An 18315-nucleotide genomic window follows, 5' to 3' on the forward strand; every position below is an offset into this window, starting at 1 on the left:
TTTTATAATTTTTAAAAGCAACTATAAATGCATTCCTAAAGTTTTAATTATTAAATTGATGTATAAAGTGTTTATACTTTAGTTTTTTGGTGTTATTTTTATTTTTGTAATACTTTTATAAAGAGCAATTGCATAAATTTTATACCAAGAATTGAATATTATAAAACTTAGGTGTTTTAAAACTCAAACTGTAATTGTACCCAAAAAGGATCTTTAATTTCTGTATTTAAATTGCCAAAAGATAAGCCTAAAAGACGCACAGAATTTACTAATTTCTCTTGATACAATAAGGCTTTTACCACCGGAAAAAACTCCTTTTTAGTTTGCATAAAATGTGGCTTGGTTTTGCTTCTTGTTTGTTGTGTAAAATCTGAATACTTTATTTTTAGCGTAATTGTTTTTCCTTTGGTATTATTCTTTAACATTCTTTTCTCCAATTCATCTGCAATCTTATCTAACTTTTCTATCATAAAAATTTCTGATGATAAGTTTTCACTAAAAGTGCGTTCTGCAGCTAAAGATTTTCGAATTCTATTAGGCTTAACAGCGCTGTTATGAATTCCGCGCACAATATTGTAATAATGTGCACCAGATTTACCAAATAATTTTACCAATTCTTCTAATGATTTTTGCTTTAAATCATTCCCCACAAAAATACCTAAGTTGTACATTTTTGCTGCAGTAACTTTACCAACTCCGTAAAATTTATTTATGGGTAATTCTTCTAAAAAGGTAATTACCTCATCTGGATGTACCGTTTTTTGACCATTGGGTTTGTTAATATCAGAAGCTACTTTTGCAATAAATTTATTGATAGAAATGCCTGCAGACGCACGTAAACCTATTTCCTCAAAAATTCTTTGACGAATTTCTCTAGCAATAGCATTTGCAGACGGATTTCCTTTTTTATTTTGGGTAACATCTAAATATGCCTCGTCTAAAGAGAGTGGTTCTACCAAATCTGTATAGTCGAAAAAAATTGCTCTAATCTGTGCAGAAAGTTCTTTATATCTGGCAAAATCTGAATTTACAAAAATTATATGTGGGCATTTTTGCTTTGCCAAAACATTGCTCATGGCAGATTTTACGCCAAATTTACGCGCTTCATAACTTGCTGCAGAAACCACACCTCTATCTCCACCACCACCAACTGCAATGGCTTTTCCCCGTAATTCTGGATTGTCTAATGCTGCTACAGACGCATAAAAAGCGTCCATATCTACATGAATTATCTTCCTATGTTGCTTATTTTGAAGTTCCACAATATAAAATTACGATTAAAATTAACTTTTTATTAAAGCTATTTTGTTAAATTTTAAATATTTTTATTCTTTAAACATTATTTACCTAATGTTTATCCGAAAAAACATTTTTTTAGTTTTCATGTTTTTTAATTTTTCTCTTAGCTGTTTTTCACAAACAGAATTTATTACTACATGGAGAACTACAACTGCAAATGAATCAATCGAAATCCCAACTACTGGAGGTGGTTATTCTTATAATGTAAATTGGGGAGATGGAAGTATAGATACCACAACTTATACTGGTAATGCAAGTCATATTTACACAACTGCAGGTACTTATACTGTAACAATTTCTGGTAATTTTAGAAGAATCTTTTTTGATGGCTCAACATCTGGAACTGCTCCAAATAGAGATAAAATTTTATCTATAGAACAATGGGGTTCTGGACGTGTATGGACTAGTATGTTTAAAGCTTTTGAAGGTTGTTCTAACTTGGTAAACAATGCGTTAGACATACCTGATTTATCTTCTGCAACTTCTTTAGGGAGAATGTTTAGAGACGCAACTTCTATTGGTGATGTAACTGAAACAGGAAATTGGAATTGGGACACAAGCAACATAAACAGTATGAATAGTTTGTTTAATGGAGCTACCTCTTTTAATAAAGATATTAGTGGTTGGGATACTAGTTCCGTTACTTCTATGGGAGCAATGTTTAAAGATGCTATTGCTTTTAATCAAAATATAGGAGGTTGGGTAACAACTTCTGTTACACAAATGAATAGCATGTTTGCTGGAGCAACTATTTTTAATCAAAATATAAATGGTTGGGATGTTTCTTCTGTTACCACAATGTCTACTATGTTTAGAGATGCAGTTGCTTTTAATCAAAATTTAAACAGTTGGACAACTACAAGTTTAACTGTTATTAGCAACATGTTTAGAGATGCAACTAGTTTTAATGGTAATGTAAACTCTTGGAATGTATCTGGCGTTACAACAATGGCAAATACTTTTTATGGTGCCACCTCTTTTAACCAAGATTTAAATAGTTGGACGCCAACTTCTGCAAGTAATATGGCAAACATGTTTAGAGAAGCTAGCTCTTTTAATGGAAATATTAGTTCTTGGAATGTATCTTCTGTAACAAACATGAGTTCTATGTTTAGAGACGCAACTATTTTTAATAACAATATTAGTAGCTGGACCCCTATAATGGTAACTTCTATGGCAGCTATGTTTAGAAATGCAGATGCTTTTAACCAAGATATTGGCGGGTGGAATGTGTCTTCTGTAACAAATATGGGTGCAATGTTTAGAAATGTAGATTCTTTTGACCAAAATATAGGAGTTTGGGACGTTTCTAATGTTACTAATTTTGGAAATATGTTTAACGGAAGCAAACTTTCAACAAAAAATTACAACGCACTTTTAATTGGTTGGAATGCACAAAGTCTTCAACCAAACGAAAATTTTCACGCAGGTACTTCTACCTATTGTTCTCCTGCAGCAATTGCTGCAAGAGCAAATATGATTGCTTCTGATGGTTGGAATTTTAATGGTGCAGACACACAGGTAACTACTTTTGTTTGGAATGGAAATTCAAATACAGATTTTAATACACAAAGCAACTGGCAAGATGGTTTTGATGATACTTGCGTAATAGACATTTCAATTCCTGTTACTTCTAATGATCCAATAATTGATACTAGCACAAGCGTACCTTCTAATAATTTAACCATAGATTCTGGTGCAACATTAACCATTAATGGCGCTCTAACAGTAAATACAAACCTAACCACAAATAATGGTTTAACTCTAAATTCTGGAAGTTCTATTATTGTGAATGGTACCTCTACTGGAAATTTAACTTACAAGAGAAATTTACCTAATGGTTTTGTGTACTACAATACTGCATCTCCTGTTTTAGGGGAAACTGTAGAAAATTTTATAGCCACCAACAATCCAAGATTAGGTAGTTCTGGAAATGTTGGTTTGTATTATTACAATAATAATGGTGGTGGTTTTGCAGGTACTGGCTATATTTTCTATACGCCAACTTCTACAGGTACCATAAATTCTGGGCAAGGTTATGGCGTACAATTAGCAAGCGGATCAGATATTTCCTTTACAGGTACAATGCCAGTTGTAGATGCTTCTATTACAATTGGAACTGGTAGTTTAGACAACTTTGCTTTAGTTGGCAATCCTTTTCCTTCTTACTTACCAATTAATGATAATGCTGTAACTACAAACAACATTCTTACCAATAATACAGCTTTATTAAGTGAAGAAACTGCTTGGTTTTGGGACAACACCATTAACGATTATGTTGCTATAAACAATGGTTCACCTGCTAGATATTTAGCTCCAGCACAAGGTTTTTTTGTAGAAGCTGCTTCTAGTGGTAGTTTTAATTTTTTAGAATCTTGGCAAGAACACCAAGCAACAGATGTGTTTAATAAAAGTACAGATGCTACTTTTAGAGTCTATTTAACATTAAAAAATAACAGACAAGAAAAGAAATTAACAGAGATTTATTTTATAGCTAATAAAACAATTAATTTTGATAATGGTTATGATAGTTCTTCTTTTTCAGACGAAAATGCAAACTTTTACCTGGCTTCAAAATTAGTAAACACAAAAGAAGATAAAAATCTAACCATACAAACGCTTCCTTTAAAAAATATAGAAAATACAAGTATTCCATTAGTTGTTAACGGACAGGGAAATCTTAGTTTTTCTATAGATTTTACAAACAAACCAAATGATATTTCTATTTTTATAGAAGATCGTTTATTAAATATTTTTAAAGAACTTAATTACAACCAAAATTACACTGTAAATGTTGGTGAATTTACAAAAGGTGCAAATCGTTTTTACTTACATACACAAAATAGAACATTAAGTGTTTTAAAGGATGAAATACAAAAAATAAATATCTATAAATCTGACAATAAAAATTTAATTATAAAAGGATTATCTGTTTCTAAAACAACATTTTCTCTTTTTGATATTCTTGGAAAACAATTAAGGAAAGAAGTTTTTACTCCACAAAACCCCAACAAAGAAGTTTCTTTATTAGGATTAAAAAAAGGAATCTATATAGCAAACTTAAAAACTGAAAGAGGAAGTATTTCTAAAAAAATTATTATAGATTGATAAAGTTAATGATAACCCCAATAACTTCTTCTAATTCTTTAGTCATTACATTTTTTTTCCAAGGATGGGAAACGTTAAAAACATGATCTGCATTTTTAATAATCTCAAATTGGCTATTTTTATTCCAAGAATGTAAACTTTCTGCCTCTTTAATTTTTACAGAAGTGTCTTTATCTCCATGAATTATTAAGTAAGGTATTGCCAATTGTTGGGTTGTTTTTTGAATATTTAAACGCTGTTCGTTTTCTACAAAATCTTCATAAAATTGATAAAAATGAGGCATATCTTGGTGAGTTCTGCCATTTTTTACATAAAACAAGCCTTTTTCTTTCCAATTTTTAAAATTTTCTTTTTTTGGAAATCTACTTTTATAATCAGAAACACCTGCTAAAGTAATTACTTTTTTAACTCTAGCATCTTCATTTGCTTTTAACAAAACAATACCACCACCTCTACTGTGGCCAATTATTGCAATATGGTTTACATCTGCTTCATTTTTAAATTTTTCTTCGGCTGAAATCCAATCTAAAACACTACCTAAATCATCTAATTCTTTGGTGTAATTGTTATTGCCAAAAGCCTCTAAATCTGGAAAATCTATGGGTTGCTCTAACGTACCTCCATTATGCGAAAAATTAAATTTTATAAAGAAAAAACCTGCTTCTGCAAATGCTTTTGCCATTAAATTCCATGCGCCCCAATCTTTAAAACCCTTGTAACCATGGCAAAAAACAACTATTTTTTTTGGTTGATGATTCTCTTTATAAAAAACATCTGTTACCATAGGTTTTTGATGTTTTCCATCAACAATTATATTCTTTAGAATTTTCATTTATAGAAATTTATACAACAAATTTAAGGAAAGTTAATAGCGCAAAACAAGCTGTAATACCACTTAAAATTAAATTCATGTTTTGTGTCATATTACCCGTTTTTTGTTCAATTTTAGGTGCGTATTTTCCGTATAAATACAAGATAAAATAAGTTCCTATTACGGCACCAATTACAAAGAATATTATTGAAAAAGTATCAAAACGCATTAAATTAAACCCCATTAATAACGCTGCTACACCACAAAAAAACGGAATTGCAAACATATTAAGTATCGATAAAAAGATACCTGTTAAAAATGAATTTTTATTACCAATCTTCTTGTTTTTTTCCTGTTTTTCTTGTTTGTTTTTATAGTAAAAGTAAACGGATAAACACAGAAGAACTACAATACCTGTTTTTTCTAGGAATGCTATTAAAGCGGTATTATTTGCAATATATTTTGTTAAGTAAACAGATACATAAGCTTGTAAAAAAACAATTAATAAAACGCCAAACGTAAAATAATTAAAGTCTTTTTTATTTCCTTGAAGGCTTATTTTTAATGCAGTCATATTTAATACACTTGGTGGCGTATAACCTAAAAAAGAACATAATAAACCAAGAAAAAAAATTGAAATCAAATCTATGTATTTTATTTATGAATCAGTCGGAAGCGCTCTTTATAAATTACTTTTTAATTTAAAAATAGCTTAATAATTGAAAACAGCGCTACAAATGCTGTTAAAATTGCTAAAATTAAATTGATATTTTTTGTTAGTTTTCCTGTTTTCTTCTGAATAATTTTGGCGTAATTTCCGTATAAAATCAAAATAAAATAAGTGCCGATTGCACAGCCCAAAGTAAAAAACAACACTGGTATAATAGCCCTACTAAACTGCCTTATTTCTTCTAAAAAAATAATTGTACCACACAAATAAGGTATGGCAAACATATTTAAAATAGATAGTGTAATACCCACCATAAATGCACGCTTATAATGCGCTGCATTTGCTTTTGTTGGCATTGTTTCTTTTTTAGATTCTCTATAAAAATAAAACGATAATAAAATAAAAATTACAATTCCTAACTTTTCTAAAGTTTGCAAAATTGAAGTGTTTTCTGCAAGTAACTTTGTTAAAAAAACAGCAATTATCGTTTGAGGAATTACAACCAAAGAAATGCCTAAAGCGTATTTTTTTACTTCATTTTGGCCTTGTTCTAAGCTAATTTTTAAGACAGTTATATTTAACATGCTTGGTGTTATAGAACCACCAAAACAAAATAAGAATCCAAAAATAAAAAGAAGAAAACTTGTCATGCTACAAATTTAGATTGTTAAAGGATATATTCTAAATTTTAATCCACAAAAAAACGCATCATTTTATGATGCGCATTTTATAACTGTATTTAAAAAATCTTTTAGATAACACCTTGTGCTAACATTGCATCTGCAACTTTTACAAAACCAGCAATATTTGCACCTTTTACATAATCTATAGAACCATCATCCTCTTTACCATATTGTACACAAGAATCATGAATATCTTCCATTATGTCTTTTAATCTTCTGTCTACTTCTTCTCTAGACCACGAAATTCTTAGCGAGTTTTGGCTCATTTCTAAACCAGATGTTGCTACACCACCTGCATTACTTGCTTTACCTGGCGCAAATAATATTTTAGCTTTTTGAAAAGCATGCATTGCATCTGGTGTAGAAGGCATATTTGCTCCTTCAGAAACACACATACAACCATTATCTATTAATGCTTTTGCTTCTTCGCCGTTCAACTCATTTTGCGTTGCACAAGGTAAAGCAATATCGCATTTTACAAACCAAGGTCTTTCACCTTTAAAATATTTTGCATCAGGATATTTAGATACATATGCACTAATTCTACCTCTTTTGTTATTTTTTAAATCCATAACAAATTCTAGTTTTTCTGTGTCAATACCGTCTTCATCTAAAATATAACCACCAGAATCTGATAATGTAAGTACTTTTGCACCCAATTCTATTGCTTTTTCTGCAGCAAATTGTGCAACATTACCAGAACCAGAAATTACAATTGTTTTTCCTTCAAAAGAATCGTCTTTTGTTTTTAACATATTTTCTGCAAAATAAACGGTTCCATAACCTGTAGCTTCTGGCCTAATTAAAGAACCACCCCAAGATTGTCCTTTACCAGTTAAAACACCAGTAAACGTATTGTTTAGTTTTTTATACATACCAAACATAAAACCTATTTCTCTTGCACCCACTCCAATATCTCCAGCAGGTACATCTGTATTATGCCCAATGTGTCTAAATAATTCTGTCATAAAAGCATGGCAAAAACGCATTATTTCATTGTCTGATTTTCCTTTTGGATCAAAATCTGAACCTCCTTTACCACCGCCCATTGGCAAAGTAGTTAACGAGTTTTTAAACACTTGTTCAAAAGCTAAAAATTTTAAAATACTTGCGTTTACAGATTTATGAAAACGTAAACCACCTTTATAAGGACCTATTGCAGAATTCATTTGTACTCTATACCCTCTATTTACTTGAATTTCTCCATCATCATCTACCCAAGAAACACGAAAAGAAATTAATCTTTCTGGTTCTACCATTCTTAATAAAATATTTTTGCCACAATAAATATCATTTGCAATAATATAAGGTATTACCGTTTCTGCTACTTCTTGTACAGCTTGCAAAAACTCAGGTTCATGGCCATTGCGTTGTTTTACCAACTCCATGAAGCTATCTATTTTTGATTTTATACTTTCTTCCATAATTTTTTGTGATATTATTAAAAATTTAACGATACAAAGATAGTTCTTTTTAAATATGGTAATATTAAAAAGTTTTCTTAAAAAACATAAAATTACATATTTTTAACTATTGTGCTAAGTTTGTCTTGATAACTCGCTTTTCTTACATTTTGCCAACCAAACTATTTAAAAAAGATTAAATTTGTAGCCTAATGGTATTTTTAAAATGTTAGATAAAGTAAAAGAATTAATTGGAGATGTACAGGCGTTTAAAGCAACTTCTAAAGAAGAAGTTGAAGCGTTTAGAATTAAATATTTAGGAAGCAAAGGCTTGTTAAAAGGACTGTTTACAGAATTTAGAAATGTAGATGCATCACTTAAAAAAGACCTTGGACAAGCACTAAATAATCTTAGACAATCTGCTGAAGGAAAAGTAGCTGAGTTAAATGATTCTCTAGAAAGTACTATTGAAGAAAAAGGGGTTTATGGAGATTTAACAAGGCCTGCAGAACCTATTAATTTAGGCTCTAGACACCCAATTTCTTTGGTAAAAAACCAAATTATAGAAGTTTTTAATAGAATTGGTTTTACAGTTTCTGAAGGGCCAGAAATTGAAGATGATTGGCATAATTTTACAGCATTAAACCTGCCAGAATATCATCCTGCAAGAGACATGCAAGACACGTTTTTTATAGAACAAAACCCAGATATTTTACTAAGAACACATACTTCTTCTGTACAAGTACGTTATATGGAAGAAAATGAACCGCCAATTAGAACCATTTCTCCTGGAAGAGTTTTTAGAAACGAAGATATTTCTGCACGTGCACACTGTATTTTTCATCAAGTTGAAGGTTTGTATATAGATACAGATGTTTCCTTTGCAGATTTAAAGCAAACGCTTTTGTATTTTACCAAAGAAATGTTTGGGAAATCTAAGATTCGTTTACGTCCTTCTTATTTTCCGTTTACAGAGCCAAGTGCAGAAGTAGATATTTATTGGGGTTTAGAAACAGAAACCGATTACAGAATTACCAAAGGAACAGGTTGGTTAGAAATTATGGGTTGTGGTATGGTAGACCCAAATGTTTTGAAAAACGCTAACATAGATCCAACAAAATATTCTGGTTATGCTTTTGGTATGGGAATAGAACGTATTGCCATGTTGTTGTATCAAATTCCAGATATTAGAATGTTTTATGAAAACGATAAACGTTTTCTAGAGCAGTTTAAATCGGTTTTATAATTTTTAAGAAAACAGAAGAGATATAAAAGAAAAGAGACGAATTGTTCTCTTTTCTATCTTCTTGTCTCTTTAATCTAAAAAGATGAAAAAAGACATCAAAATACCAGAAGTAACCAACGTAGAAATGGCAATTGTTTATGAATTTAACGACATATACAATACCAACGATTGGAATGTATACCTAACTAACAATAAAAATGTTGATTTAGAAATGGTAGTTATTGTTTCTCAAGGTTTTTCAGATACAAAAACGACTTCTTTACTACGTAAAAAAGTAGAAAAATTACCAGCCAATTCTTTTGCTAAAATAGAGTTGATTCAGCCAGAGTTGTTTGCCTTAAACAACCGTTTTCAGGTTACTTTTTTTGAAGGAAATACTTTGTATGAAAAAACCTTTCTTTTTAAAGAAAACACAGTTAAAGAAGGTGCTTTAAGAACAATTCCTGCATTAAAAAAACGTGGAGTTTTAGCGAAGTAGGTTTTATTTGTCACGCTGTAAGCGTCTCACACAAAATTACACACACGCAGTTTGTCATACACATTTTATCACACCCAGAGTTAATCTCGTACAGTTTGTCACGCTGTAAGCGTCCCACGCACCAAAAAAAACCAACACAAAACCACACAGTTTGTCACCCTGAAAGGGTCTCACACAAAAAAACACCAAACTAAAACCAAAAGATTCCTACGGAATGACAAAATTGGGTGGAAACTGAGTGAAGGCTAAACAGAAACTAAGCAGAAAACACAACACAAAACCACAAAGTTTGTCACGCTGTAAGCGTCCCACACACAGTTTATCACACAAAGTTTGTCTCACTAAAAGGGTCTCACACGCAAAAACACCAAACTAAAACCAAAAGATTCCTACGGAATGACAAAATTGGGTGGAAACTGAGTGAAGGCTAAACAGAAACTAAGCAGAAAACACAACACAAAACCACAAAGTTTGTCGCGCTGTAAGCGTCCCACACACAGTTTATCACACACAGCTTGTCTCACTAAAAGGGTCTCACGCACAAAAACACCAAACTGTAACCAGAAGATTCCTACGGAATGACAAAACTGGATGGAAACTGCATAAAAACGAAACGGAAACTAAGTAGAAACTAAGCAAAAAACACAAAAACACACAGTTTGTCACGCTGTAAGCGCCCCACACACAGTTTATCACACAAAGTTTGTCACCCTGAAAGGGTCTCACACAAAAAAACACCAAACTGTAACCAGAAGATTCCTACGGAATGACAAAACTGGATGGAAACTGCATAAAAACGAAACGGAAACTAAACAGAAACTAAGCAAAAAACACAACACAAAAACACAAAGTTTGTCGCGCTGTAAGCGTCCCACGCACAGTTTGTCACACACAGTTTGTCTCCCTGAAAGGGTCTCACGCACAAAAACACCAAACTGTAACCAAAAGATTTTTAAATTAAAAAATTTTACATTAATTTTAACCATCCAATAAATTAGTATGAAAAAAACAATAACAATACTATTCTTGATCGTTTCGGGAATAGTAAATGCGCAATCTTTTAGATTGGCTAACAGCGAGGATCAGGCACACCTGATAGATATGGTAGGAGGAGATAATATACACGTATCATCAATCACTTTTACAGACCAAAACGTAGAACGTGAATGGTTCTATGTATCATATACCCAGGGCGTTTTATCCTTGGGTAATTACGAACGTTTCACCAATGTTTATGAAAAAAAATCTGGTGGATTCATCAAAATAACCATGCCAGGATTACAAACCTTGACGCATGGACCAGCAACATTTGCCTTTTTGAACAACGATCATTTACCTGATCTTGTACAAACAGGGCGAGATATCAATAATTATCCGCGTGCGTATGTTTATGTTAATGATGGTAATACATCATGGAAACAAACACAGGAACTTTATGGATTATTTGATGGAGCCATAACCAGAATCCCTGACTCAGGTGGAGACGGAGTCGTTATTATGGGATCAGGATTTGATGGTAAAATAACTTCAAACACCAAAATTTTGAAAAATTCTGGCACCGGGGATGGATATTTGACCGAGGTTTTTGATGGGGTTGGAGGCACTGATGGTTCTGTACATGTGGTGGATATTATGGGCGGCACGAATGTTGTAGCATACTATCATGGTACTAATTTCAAGGGTAGCTTTAACAAAAAAGCTACGCGCCAGACAGACGGCACCTACGTAGAGGTAGATAATGGGTTTCCAACTATTCAACGTGGCGACAGTGAATATTTCGATTTTGATAATGAATGATGGTGATCTGGATTGGGCTTGTACAGGAAAAATAACATCTTTTCCTGGAGCACCTCGTTTAACCTTGATTTATGAAAACAAGAACGGAGTATTTATCGAAAAATACCGATTCCCTGCTGGGTCTGGTATGAAACTTGCGGTTATTGACTTGGATGTCGACGGCTACAAAGGACTTGCTGTTATGGGTTCAGGCTGGGCTGATCATGAGCATCATATTGCTATGTATACAAATACCGAGGGTGTGTTCAATGAATGGACAGATCATCCTTTTCATTCAGAGTCGACCATGCCACAGCCAAGCTGGGGAAATGGTTTCAATGGCGGTGAATTCATCGTTACTGATATGAATAATGATGGTAAGATGGATCTTATTATTGTGGGTAGGGCTACATTTTATCCTTTTGTTTGGGGAAATTACAAGGCACAGTATTATAAGAATACTACGCAATCCCTATCAACTCAGGATCTACAGTTAGAACAGGTTACATTGTATCCAAATCCAACACGTGGAAAAATTTCATTAAAATTACCTTCAGGTAACGAACTAGACAAATTCATGGTCTACGACTCAACAGGTCGTATTATTGGACAGTCAACAAACGGTACAAATTATTTCGATATGCAACCGTATGCTACAGGATTTTATTATTTACGATACCAGACAAAATCTAGTAAAACGGGAAAAATAAAATTCCTTAAACAATAGCGTATTCATTTGAATTTATTTAAAATAAAAAGTATAGTTTTCTAGATACAGTTTGTCTTGCTGAAAGGGTCTCACGAACAAAAAACACGAAGTTTGTCGCGCTGTAAGCGCCCCACACACAGTCTATCAAACACTGTTTGTCTCCCTGAAAGGGTCTCAAACAAAAAAACACTAAACTAAAACCAAAAGATTCCTACGGAATGACAAAACTGGGTGGTAACTAAACGAAAACTAAACAGGAACTAAGCAGAAAAACACAACACAAATACACAAAGTTTGTCGCGCTGAAAGGGTCTCACACACAAGAACACCAAACTGATACCAAAAGATTCCTACGGAATGACAAAACTGGATGGAAACTAAACATTAACTGTTCAGAAAACACTACCCAAACTAGCACACACAGTTTGTCTCACTGCAAGGGTCTCACACACAAAAACAACAAACTGTGACCAAAAGATTCCTACGGAATGACAAAATTGGGTGGAAACTGCATGAAAACTGGGTGGAAACTGCACGAAAACTAAACGGAAACTAAGCAAAAAACACAACACAAAACCACAAAGTTTGTCACGCTGTAAGCGCCACACGCACAGTTTATCACACAAAGTTTGTCTCCCTGAAAGGGTCTCACACAAAAAAACACCAACCTAAAACCAAAAGATTCCTACGGAATGACAAAACTGGGTGGAAACTGAATAAAAACTAGACAGAAACTATACAGAAAACACAACACAAACTAGCACGCACAATCTGTCTCGCTGTAAGCGTCTCACCCAACACTGCACAATTGTTCATAAAAATTCTTAAAGAATAACAAACTTTACATATTTTTAGGCTAGTAAAAAAAGAAAAAGCTTAAATACCTCCAAACTATGATATCCCACACAACAGGAATCTATAATTTTTACGTTTACATTATTACCAATAAACACAAAACAGTTTTATATACTGGTGTTACGAATAATCTAAAATTACGCTTACAACAGCACCAACAAAAAAAGAATCCTAAAAGTTTTACTGCTAAATACAATGTACATTATTTATTATATTATGAACATTTTGGCTGGATACAAGAGGCAATTGCTAGAGAAAAAGAAATAAAAAACTTAACAAGACAAAAGAAAATAAATTTGATTTTAGAAAAAAATGCTAAAATGGAATTTCTAAATCATCTATTTGAGTAGCTTTCTTAATAAATAGAGAATTGGGAGAAATAGCGAAGAAACACAACACAATTTGTCAAACACAGTTTGTCTTTTTGAAAGAGTCTCACACACAAACAAAACACCAAACTGTAACCAAAAGATTCCTACGGAATGACAAAACTGAAAGGAAACTGAGTGAAAACTAAGCGAAAAAACCAACACAAAAACACACAGTTTGTCTCCCTGAAAGGGTCTCACACAAAAAAACACCAAACTGTAACCAAAAGATTCCTACGGAATGACAAAACTGGGTGGAAACTGAGTGAAGGCTAAACAGAAACTAAGCAGAAAAACACAACACAAAGTTTGTCACGCTGTAAGCGTCCCACACACACTTTATCACACACAGTTTGTCTCCCTGAAAGGGTCTCACACAAAAAAAACACCAAACTAAAACCAAAAGATTCCTACGGAATGACAAAATTGGGTGGAAACTGAGTGAAAGCTAGACGGAAACTAAGCAGAAAACACAACACAAAACCACAAAATTTGTCACGCTGTAAGCGTCCCACACACACTTTATCACACACAGTTTGTCTCACTAAAAGGGTCTCACGCACAAAAACACCAAACTGTAACCAGAAGATTCCTACGGAATGACAAAACTGTACGGAAACTACATGAAAACTAGATGAAAACTGTATAAAAACGAAACAGAAACTAAGCAGAAAACCAACCCAACACCAAACAATTTGTCAAACACAGTTTGTCTCTTTGAAAGAGTCTCACACACAAACAAAACACCAAACTGTAACCAAAAGATTCCTACGGAATGACAAAACTGGGTGGAAACTGAGTGAAAACTAAGCAGAAAACCAACAAAAAACTACAAAGTTTGTCGCGCTGTATGGGTCTCACATACAAAACACCAAACTGTGACCAAAAGATTCCTACGGAATGACAAAACTGGATGGAAACTGAGTGAAAACTAAGCGGAAAACCAACACAAAAACACAAAGTTTGTCTCGCTGTAAGCGTCTCACACACAAAAACACCAAACTGTAACCAAAAGATTCCTACGGAATGACAAAACTGGGTGGAAACTGAGTGAAAAAATTAACACAAAAATACACAAACTAGCACATACAGCTTATCACACACAACTTGTCTCGCTGAAAGCGTCCCAGACAAACAAAAACACCAAACTGCAACCAGAAGATTCCTACGGAATGACAAAACTGGGTGGAAACTGAGTGAAAACTAAACGGAAACTTTACGAAAACTAGTTGAAAACGGAATAAATAGTAATAAAAAATTAGCAAAGACTAGACAAAAAAAGCAAGCCTTAGACATTACTTTGTATAATTTAGATTAATAAAAAATAAAATGAAAATAAAAAATCAATTCATTTCAATAGCAAATATTTTGTAATTTTATTTTGTGATATTAGAGTTTGTAGAAAAAGAATTAATTGGCGTTTTAGGTAATAGACCTGTATTTTTTGTTTTAAAAGCGAAAACGAAAGTGTTGCCTTTTAAAATAAACCATAGAACACTGTTAATTGGCAATAATGTAGAGTCGCCAGTTTTTGTGGTTAAAGATGCTTTAAAAGCCATGTACCAATTTATTTTACATGAACCCGCTTTTAACTTTAAAAAGTTAGATTTTGTAGGAAACACAAACCTAACAGATAAAGAAATAGTACAATATATTGTTTTTAATCATGATAATACTGGGCATTTTATTTTTGATGAATTTACCACAAAAGACACCATACTTCTTAAAAATTTGTGCAAAAGTAATTTAATGAATACGCCTTACAGTGAAGATAATTTGTTAGATTTTCATGATTGGCTTCATATTAATATTGGCGCTTTTGTATGGTTTTATTATGCACAAATAACAGAGTTTGTTACGTTTTCTTCGTATGATTTTTTTACAGAAAATTATTTAGAAAAACCACTTAAAGATCGTTATAAGAATATACATTATTCACCTGAAAACATTAAATTAATTGAAGAATTGTTTCAAAAAAAAGAGCGTAATATCAATTATCAAAATTTAAAAACCCTAAAAGACAAAACCTTAATTAACAATTTTGTTGCTGGTAATCGTTGGAATTTAGACAATGTATATTGGTACTTTAAAAACAATAGATAAACTACCCAAAAAACCCAATTATCAAATATAAAACAACCGTAATTACACCACCAAATAAAGCATAAGGCAATTGTGTTTTTACATGATCTATATGATCACTTGCAGAAGCCATAGAAGAAATTATAGACGTATCTGAAATAGGCGAACAATGGTCTCCGAAAATCCCGCCTCCTAAAGTAGCAGCTACCACAATTGTAATGTCTGCATTATGAATAGTTGCCATAGGTATAGAAATTGCCAACATAATAGCAAAAGTTCCCCAAGAAGTTCCTGTAGAAAAAGCAATAAAAGAACTGATGATAAAAACCACAGCAGGTAGTAATTCTGCCGATAACCAAGATTTTGTAGCATTTGCTACGTAAATACCTGTTTCTAATTCTTTACAAGCATCACCAATTGCAAAAGCTAACAGCATTAATAAAGCCAAAGGCATTAACTCGCTAATTCCTTTTAAAGTTAAGTTTACAGCTTCTTTTGGTTTTAAAATTCCTTGTATAAAATACATAGAAATGGCCACTAAAATTGCAGTAATTACTGCATATAAAACAGAAGACGAACCAGAACCTTCCCCAATAGCTTGTGAAGCGTGATTTAAAAATGATGTAGCTGTTTTTACATTGCTCCAACCTGTATAAATAAGATTAATTGGCATCATAAAAATCATTACCAAAAGTGGCACAATCATGTTATAGGCTTTCGCTCTTATACCTTCTTTTGGCGGAAACGAAGTAACCTCATCAGAAACCATTGGTTTAGCGCCTTTGTTCATTAATTTACCAGTTTCTAAAGTTCTTTTTTCGGCTTTTTTCATCAAACCAAAATCTTTTTTAGACAAAATAATGAAGAACAAAATTCCGATTGCCAACAACGGATAAAAGTTATATTTTATAGAAGCCATCATTACAGAAAATGGTTTGTCTATTTCTTGTGTAAGCAATAACCCCATAATAAATGCACCCCACGCATTAAAGGGAATTAAGATGGATGATGGTGCAGAACTAGCATCTGCAATATAGGCTAGTTTTTCTCTGGGAATTTTTAGTTTATCGAAAATTGGTCTGTATAATGTACCAACCGTTAAAGAAGAAATACTGGTTTCTACAAATAATAAAATTCCTGTAACAGCTGCCAAAATTTGCACCATTACTCTGCTATAACCTGTTTTTTTTGCTTCTAATTTTATTAATTTTTTGTTGATGATATTGATAAAACCTTCTACACCTCTAGAATATTGAATAAAAATTAACAAAGACCCCACCAAAGCACTAAACATAATGGTTCTTGTATTTCCTTTAGATTGAAATACGTTTACCATTGCTTCTATCATTGCTAAAGTGCCTTCTAACGGATTCCAGCCTTTGATTATCAACCAAGAAAACCAAATGCCAAATAACAAAGCAATATACACTTGCTTAGTTCTTAATGCTAAAATAATGGCAATAATTGGTGGTATTACTGATAGAAATCCATATTCCATAGAAAAAGTTTTTGCGGAAAGATAACAAATTTGTGAGTATTCAGCTAAAATACACTTTCTTGTTTTCATTCAACTTTTTTCATACCATTTGGCATCCTGAAAAGATCTTTAAACAAAGTTGTTCTATTTTACTTAAAACTTTTAGAGCGTAACAATTTTATGAATAACTAGTAAAGTTTATAATTTAAGATATTGTAATTTAGTGGTCCATAAAATACATAAACCAATGTCTAAACTTTACACAAAAATAACAACAAGACTTCAAAATTTTATAGAAGCTCAAAAAATATTCTTTGTAGCTACTGCACCAAACTCTGGTAGAATTAATTTATCGCCAAAAGGAATGGATTCTTTTAGAATTGTTGATGAAAACCGTGTTTTGTGGCTAAATGTTACAGGAAGTGGTAATGAAACTGCTGCACATTTATTAGAAAACCCACGTATTACCATTATGTTTTGTTCATTTGAAGGCGCACCAAATATTTTACGTTTGTACGGCAAAGGAAAAGAAATTAAAGAAGGAGATAAAAATTGGAATGCCTTAATTAAACTTTTTCCAGAAACACCAGGAACGCGTCAAATTTTTGACATTACCATAGGTTCTGCCCAAACTTCTTGTGGCATGTCTATTCCCTTTTTTGATTATAAAGGCGAAAGAAATGAACTAAATGATTGGGCAGCAAACCAAGGTAAAGATGGTATAAAAAAGTATTGGACAGCTAAAAACCAAACCAGTATTGATGGTTTACCAACTAAAATTTTAGAATAACCTTATTCTTTAGACCTGTTTATCTTCTTAATTTCAACAATAAACGTATCTAAATCTGTATTTTGTGCAACTAAACCTATTGCGTTTTCACATACTTTTTCTATATTTTTGGTAGAAAAACCTAAACCAATGGTAATTTTTTGCAACAACTTTATTTCTTCTGTTGCCACTTCCCCATCTGCTAAAATCATTTTAGATAAACTATACAAACGGGTAATTCTTTCTTCTGAATTTCCAGGAGGATTTATAGGAAATTTCTCTGGGTTTTCTACAATTCTCTGAAAGCTTGTTAAACTTAAATTTAAATTTTTTGCTGTTTGATATAACAAAGATTCCTCTTCTGGAGTTATCTTTTGATCTGCTTTTGCAATCTTTACAATATTTGCAAAATGACCTCTATTTTGTCTTTGTTTTCCACTTGTGTATATTTCTGATAATCCCATAAAATGTATTTTTTTATAAATATATGACTTTTCTTTATTTAGAATCAAACTACATAGTGTTTAAAATTTGTTAAAAATTTAACCCTAAGCTTTTCATTCTTTTTTGTATTTTGTTAA

15 protein-coding genes are annotated in these 18315 nt (G+C 32.3%); 8 read left to right on the forward strand and 7 right to left on the reverse strand.

The window, feature by feature from the left end; genetic code table 11:
* Positions 1 to 176: 176 nt before the first annotated feature.
* On the reverse strand, positions 177 to 1262 hold the full coding sequence (gene dinB / locus Q0762_RS01165; RefSeq protein WP_298762788.1) for a DNA polymerase IV: 1086 nt from the start codon (positions 1260 to 1262) through the stop codon (positions 177 to 179).
* A gap of 121 nt (positions 1263 to 1383) precedes the next feature.
* Between dinB and Q0762_RS01170 the strand changes: the two genes are divergently transcribed.
* On the forward strand, positions 1384 to 4407 hold the full coding sequence (locus Q0762_RS01170) for a BspA family leucine-rich repeat surface protein (RefSeq protein WP_298762790.1): 3024 nt from the start codon (positions 1384 to 1386) through the stop codon (positions 4405 to 4407).
* Here Q0762_RS01170 and Q0762_RS01175 read toward each other — a convergent pair.
* The 4 genes from Q0762_RS01175 to gdhA form a co-directional block, all read right to left on the reverse strand.
* A complete protein-coding gene (locus Q0762_RS01175) occupies positions 4397 to 5239 on the reverse strand; it encodes an alpha/beta fold hydrolase (protein WP_298762793.1) in 843 nt (280 codons plus the stop codon). The two genes, Q0762_RS01170 and Q0762_RS01175, sit on opposite strands and share 11 nt — an antisense overlap.
* Positions 5240 to 5249: 10 nt before the next feature.
* Positions 5250 to 5861 carry a LysE family transporter gene (locus Q0762_RS01180; RefSeq protein ID WP_298762796.1) on the reverse strand — a complete coding sequence of 204 codons (612 nt, stop codon included), beginning with the start codon at positions 5859 to 5861 and terminating at the stop codon, positions 5250 to 5252.
* A 53-nt stretch (positions 5862 to 5914) separates the two neighbouring features.
* Positions 5915 to 6538: a LysE family transporter gene (locus Q0762_RS01185; RefSeq protein WP_298762797.1), complete on the reverse strand. Its 624-nt coding sequence runs from the start codon at positions 6536 to 6538 to the stop codon at positions 5915 to 5917.
* A gap of 101 nt (positions 6539 to 6639) precedes the next feature.
* Entirely contained in the window at positions 6640 to 7983 is a 1344-nt protein-coding gene (gdhA, locus tag Q0762_RS01190; RefSeq protein ID WP_298763164.1) for an NADP-specific glutamate dehydrogenase, read from the reverse strand.
* A 217-nt stretch (positions 7984 to 8200) separates the two neighbouring features.
* Here gdhA and pheS point away from each other — a divergent pair, with 217 nt between their 5' ends.
* From pheS to Q0762_RS01220, 6 genes are all read left to right on the forward strand, one after another.
* Positions 8201 to 9220: a phenylalanine--tRNA ligase subunit alpha gene (pheS, locus tag Q0762_RS01195; protein ID WP_298762799.1), complete on the forward strand. Its 1020-nt coding sequence runs from the start codon at positions 8201 to 8203 to the stop codon at positions 9218 to 9220.
* A gap of 82 nt (positions 9221 to 9302) precedes the next feature.
* Positions 9303 to 9698, forward strand: coding sequence for a hypothetical protein (locus Q0762_RS01200; RefSeq protein WP_298762800.1), 396 nt, complete (start codon positions 9303 to 9305; stop codon positions 9696 to 9698).
* 999 nt (positions 9699 to 10697) lie between these two features.
* Entirely contained in the window at positions 10698 to 11495 is a 798-nt protein-coding gene (locus Q0762_RS01205) for a hypothetical protein (protein WP_298762802.1), read from the forward strand.
* The gene (locus Q0762_RS01210; RefSeq protein WP_298762804.1) at positions 11488 to 12201 is read left to right on the forward strand and encodes a T9SS type A sorting domain-containing protein; all 714 of its coding nucleotides are present in this window, start codon (positions 11488 to 11490) and stop codon (positions 12199 to 12201) included. The genes Q0762_RS01205 and Q0762_RS01210 overlap by 8 nt, the downstream gene beginning before the upstream one ends.
* Before the next feature lie 875 nt (positions 12202 to 13076).
* Positions 13077 to 13388 carry a GIY-YIG nuclease family protein gene (locus tag Q0762_RS01215; RefSeq protein WP_298762806.1) on the forward strand — a complete coding sequence of 104 codons (312 nt, stop codon included), beginning with the start codon at positions 13077 to 13079 and terminating at the stop codon, positions 13386 to 13388.
* A 1401-nt stretch (positions 13389 to 14789) separates the two neighbouring features.
* Positions 14790 to 15509 carry a hypothetical protein gene (locus Q0762_RS01220; protein ID WP_298762808.1) on the forward strand — a complete coding sequence of 240 codons (720 nt, stop codon included), beginning with the start codon at positions 14790 to 14792 and terminating at the stop codon, positions 15507 to 15509.
* 1 nt (position 15510) lies between these two features.
* Here Q0762_RS01220 and Q0762_RS01225 read toward each other — a convergent pair whose 3' ends face one another.
* Positions 15511 to 17055 carry a Na+/H+ antiporter NhaC family protein gene (locus Q0762_RS01225; RefSeq protein WP_298762809.1) on the reverse strand — a complete coding sequence of 515 codons (1545 nt, stop codon included), beginning with the start codon at positions 17053 to 17055 and terminating at the stop codon, positions 15511 to 15513.
* A gap of 157 nt (positions 17056 to 17212) precedes the next feature.
* Between Q0762_RS01225 and Q0762_RS01230 the strand changes: the two genes are divergently transcribed.
* Positions 17213 to 17755: a pyridoxamine 5'-phosphate oxidase family protein gene (locus Q0762_RS01230; protein ID WP_298762812.1), complete on the forward strand. Its 543-nt coding sequence runs from the start codon at positions 17213 to 17215 to the stop codon at positions 17753 to 17755.
* A gap of 2 nt (positions 17756 to 17757) precedes the next feature.
* Here the strand turns inward: Q0762_RS01230 and Q0762_RS01235 are convergent, their stop codons facing one another.
* Positions 17758 to 18198, reverse strand: a complete 441-nt coding sequence (locus tag Q0762_RS01235) for a TerB family tellurite resistance protein (RefSeq protein ID WP_298762814.1) — start codon at positions 18196 to 18198, stop codon at positions 17758 to 17760.
* Positions 18199 to 18315: the final 117 nt, after the last annotated feature.

The organism is uncultured Polaribacter sp. (assembly GCF_947495205.1).
GTDB lineage: Bacteria > Bacteroidota > Bacteroidia > Flavobacteriales > Flavobacteriaceae > Polaribacter.

Excerpts from the sequence above, each read along its gene's own strand:
- Q0762_RS01170 (WP_298762790.1), top strand. The coding sequence starts at position 1,384 with ATGTTTTTTAATTTTTCTCTTAGCTGTTTTTCACAAACAGAATTTATT.
- Q0762_RS01175 (WP_298762793.1), bottom strand. The coding sequence starts at position 5,239 with ATGAAAATTCTAAAGAATATAATTGTTGATGGAAAACATCAAAAACCT.
- Q0762_RS01185 (WP_298762797.1), bottom strand. The coding sequence starts at position 6,538 with ATGACAAGTTTTCTTCTTTTTATTTTTGGATTCTTATTTTGTTTTGGT.
- pheS (WP_298762799.1), top strand. The coding sequence starts at position 8,201 with ATGTTAGATAAAGTAAAAGAATTAATTGGAGATGTACAGGCGTTTAAA.
- Q0762_RS01200 (WP_298762800.1), top strand. The coding sequence starts at position 9,303 with ATGAAAAAAGACATCAAAATACCAGAAGTAACCAACGTAGAAATGGCA.
- Q0762_RS01205 (WP_298762802.1), top strand. The coding sequence starts at position 10,698 with ATGAAAAAAACAATAACAATACTATTCTTGATCGTTTCGGGAATAGTA.
- Q0762_RS01210 (WP_298762804.1), top strand. The coding sequence starts at position 11,488 with ATGAATGATGGTGATCTGGATTGGGCTTGTACAGGAAAAATAACATCT.
- Q0762_RS01215 (WP_298762806.1), top strand. The coding sequence starts at position 13,077 with ATGATATCCCACACAACAGGAATCTATAATTTTTACGTTTACATTATT.
- Q0762_RS01225 (WP_298762809.1), bottom strand. The coding sequence starts at position 17,055 with ATGAAAACAAGAAAGTGTATTTTAGCTGAATACTCACAAATTTGTTAT.
- Q0762_RS01230 (WP_298762812.1), top strand. The coding sequence starts at position 17,213 with ATGTCTAAACTTTACACAAAAATAACAACAAGACTTCAAAATTTTATA.
- Q0762_RS01235 (WP_298762814.1), bottom strand. The coding sequence starts at position 18,198 with ATGGGATTATCAGAAATATACACAAGTGGAAAACAAAGACAAAATAGA.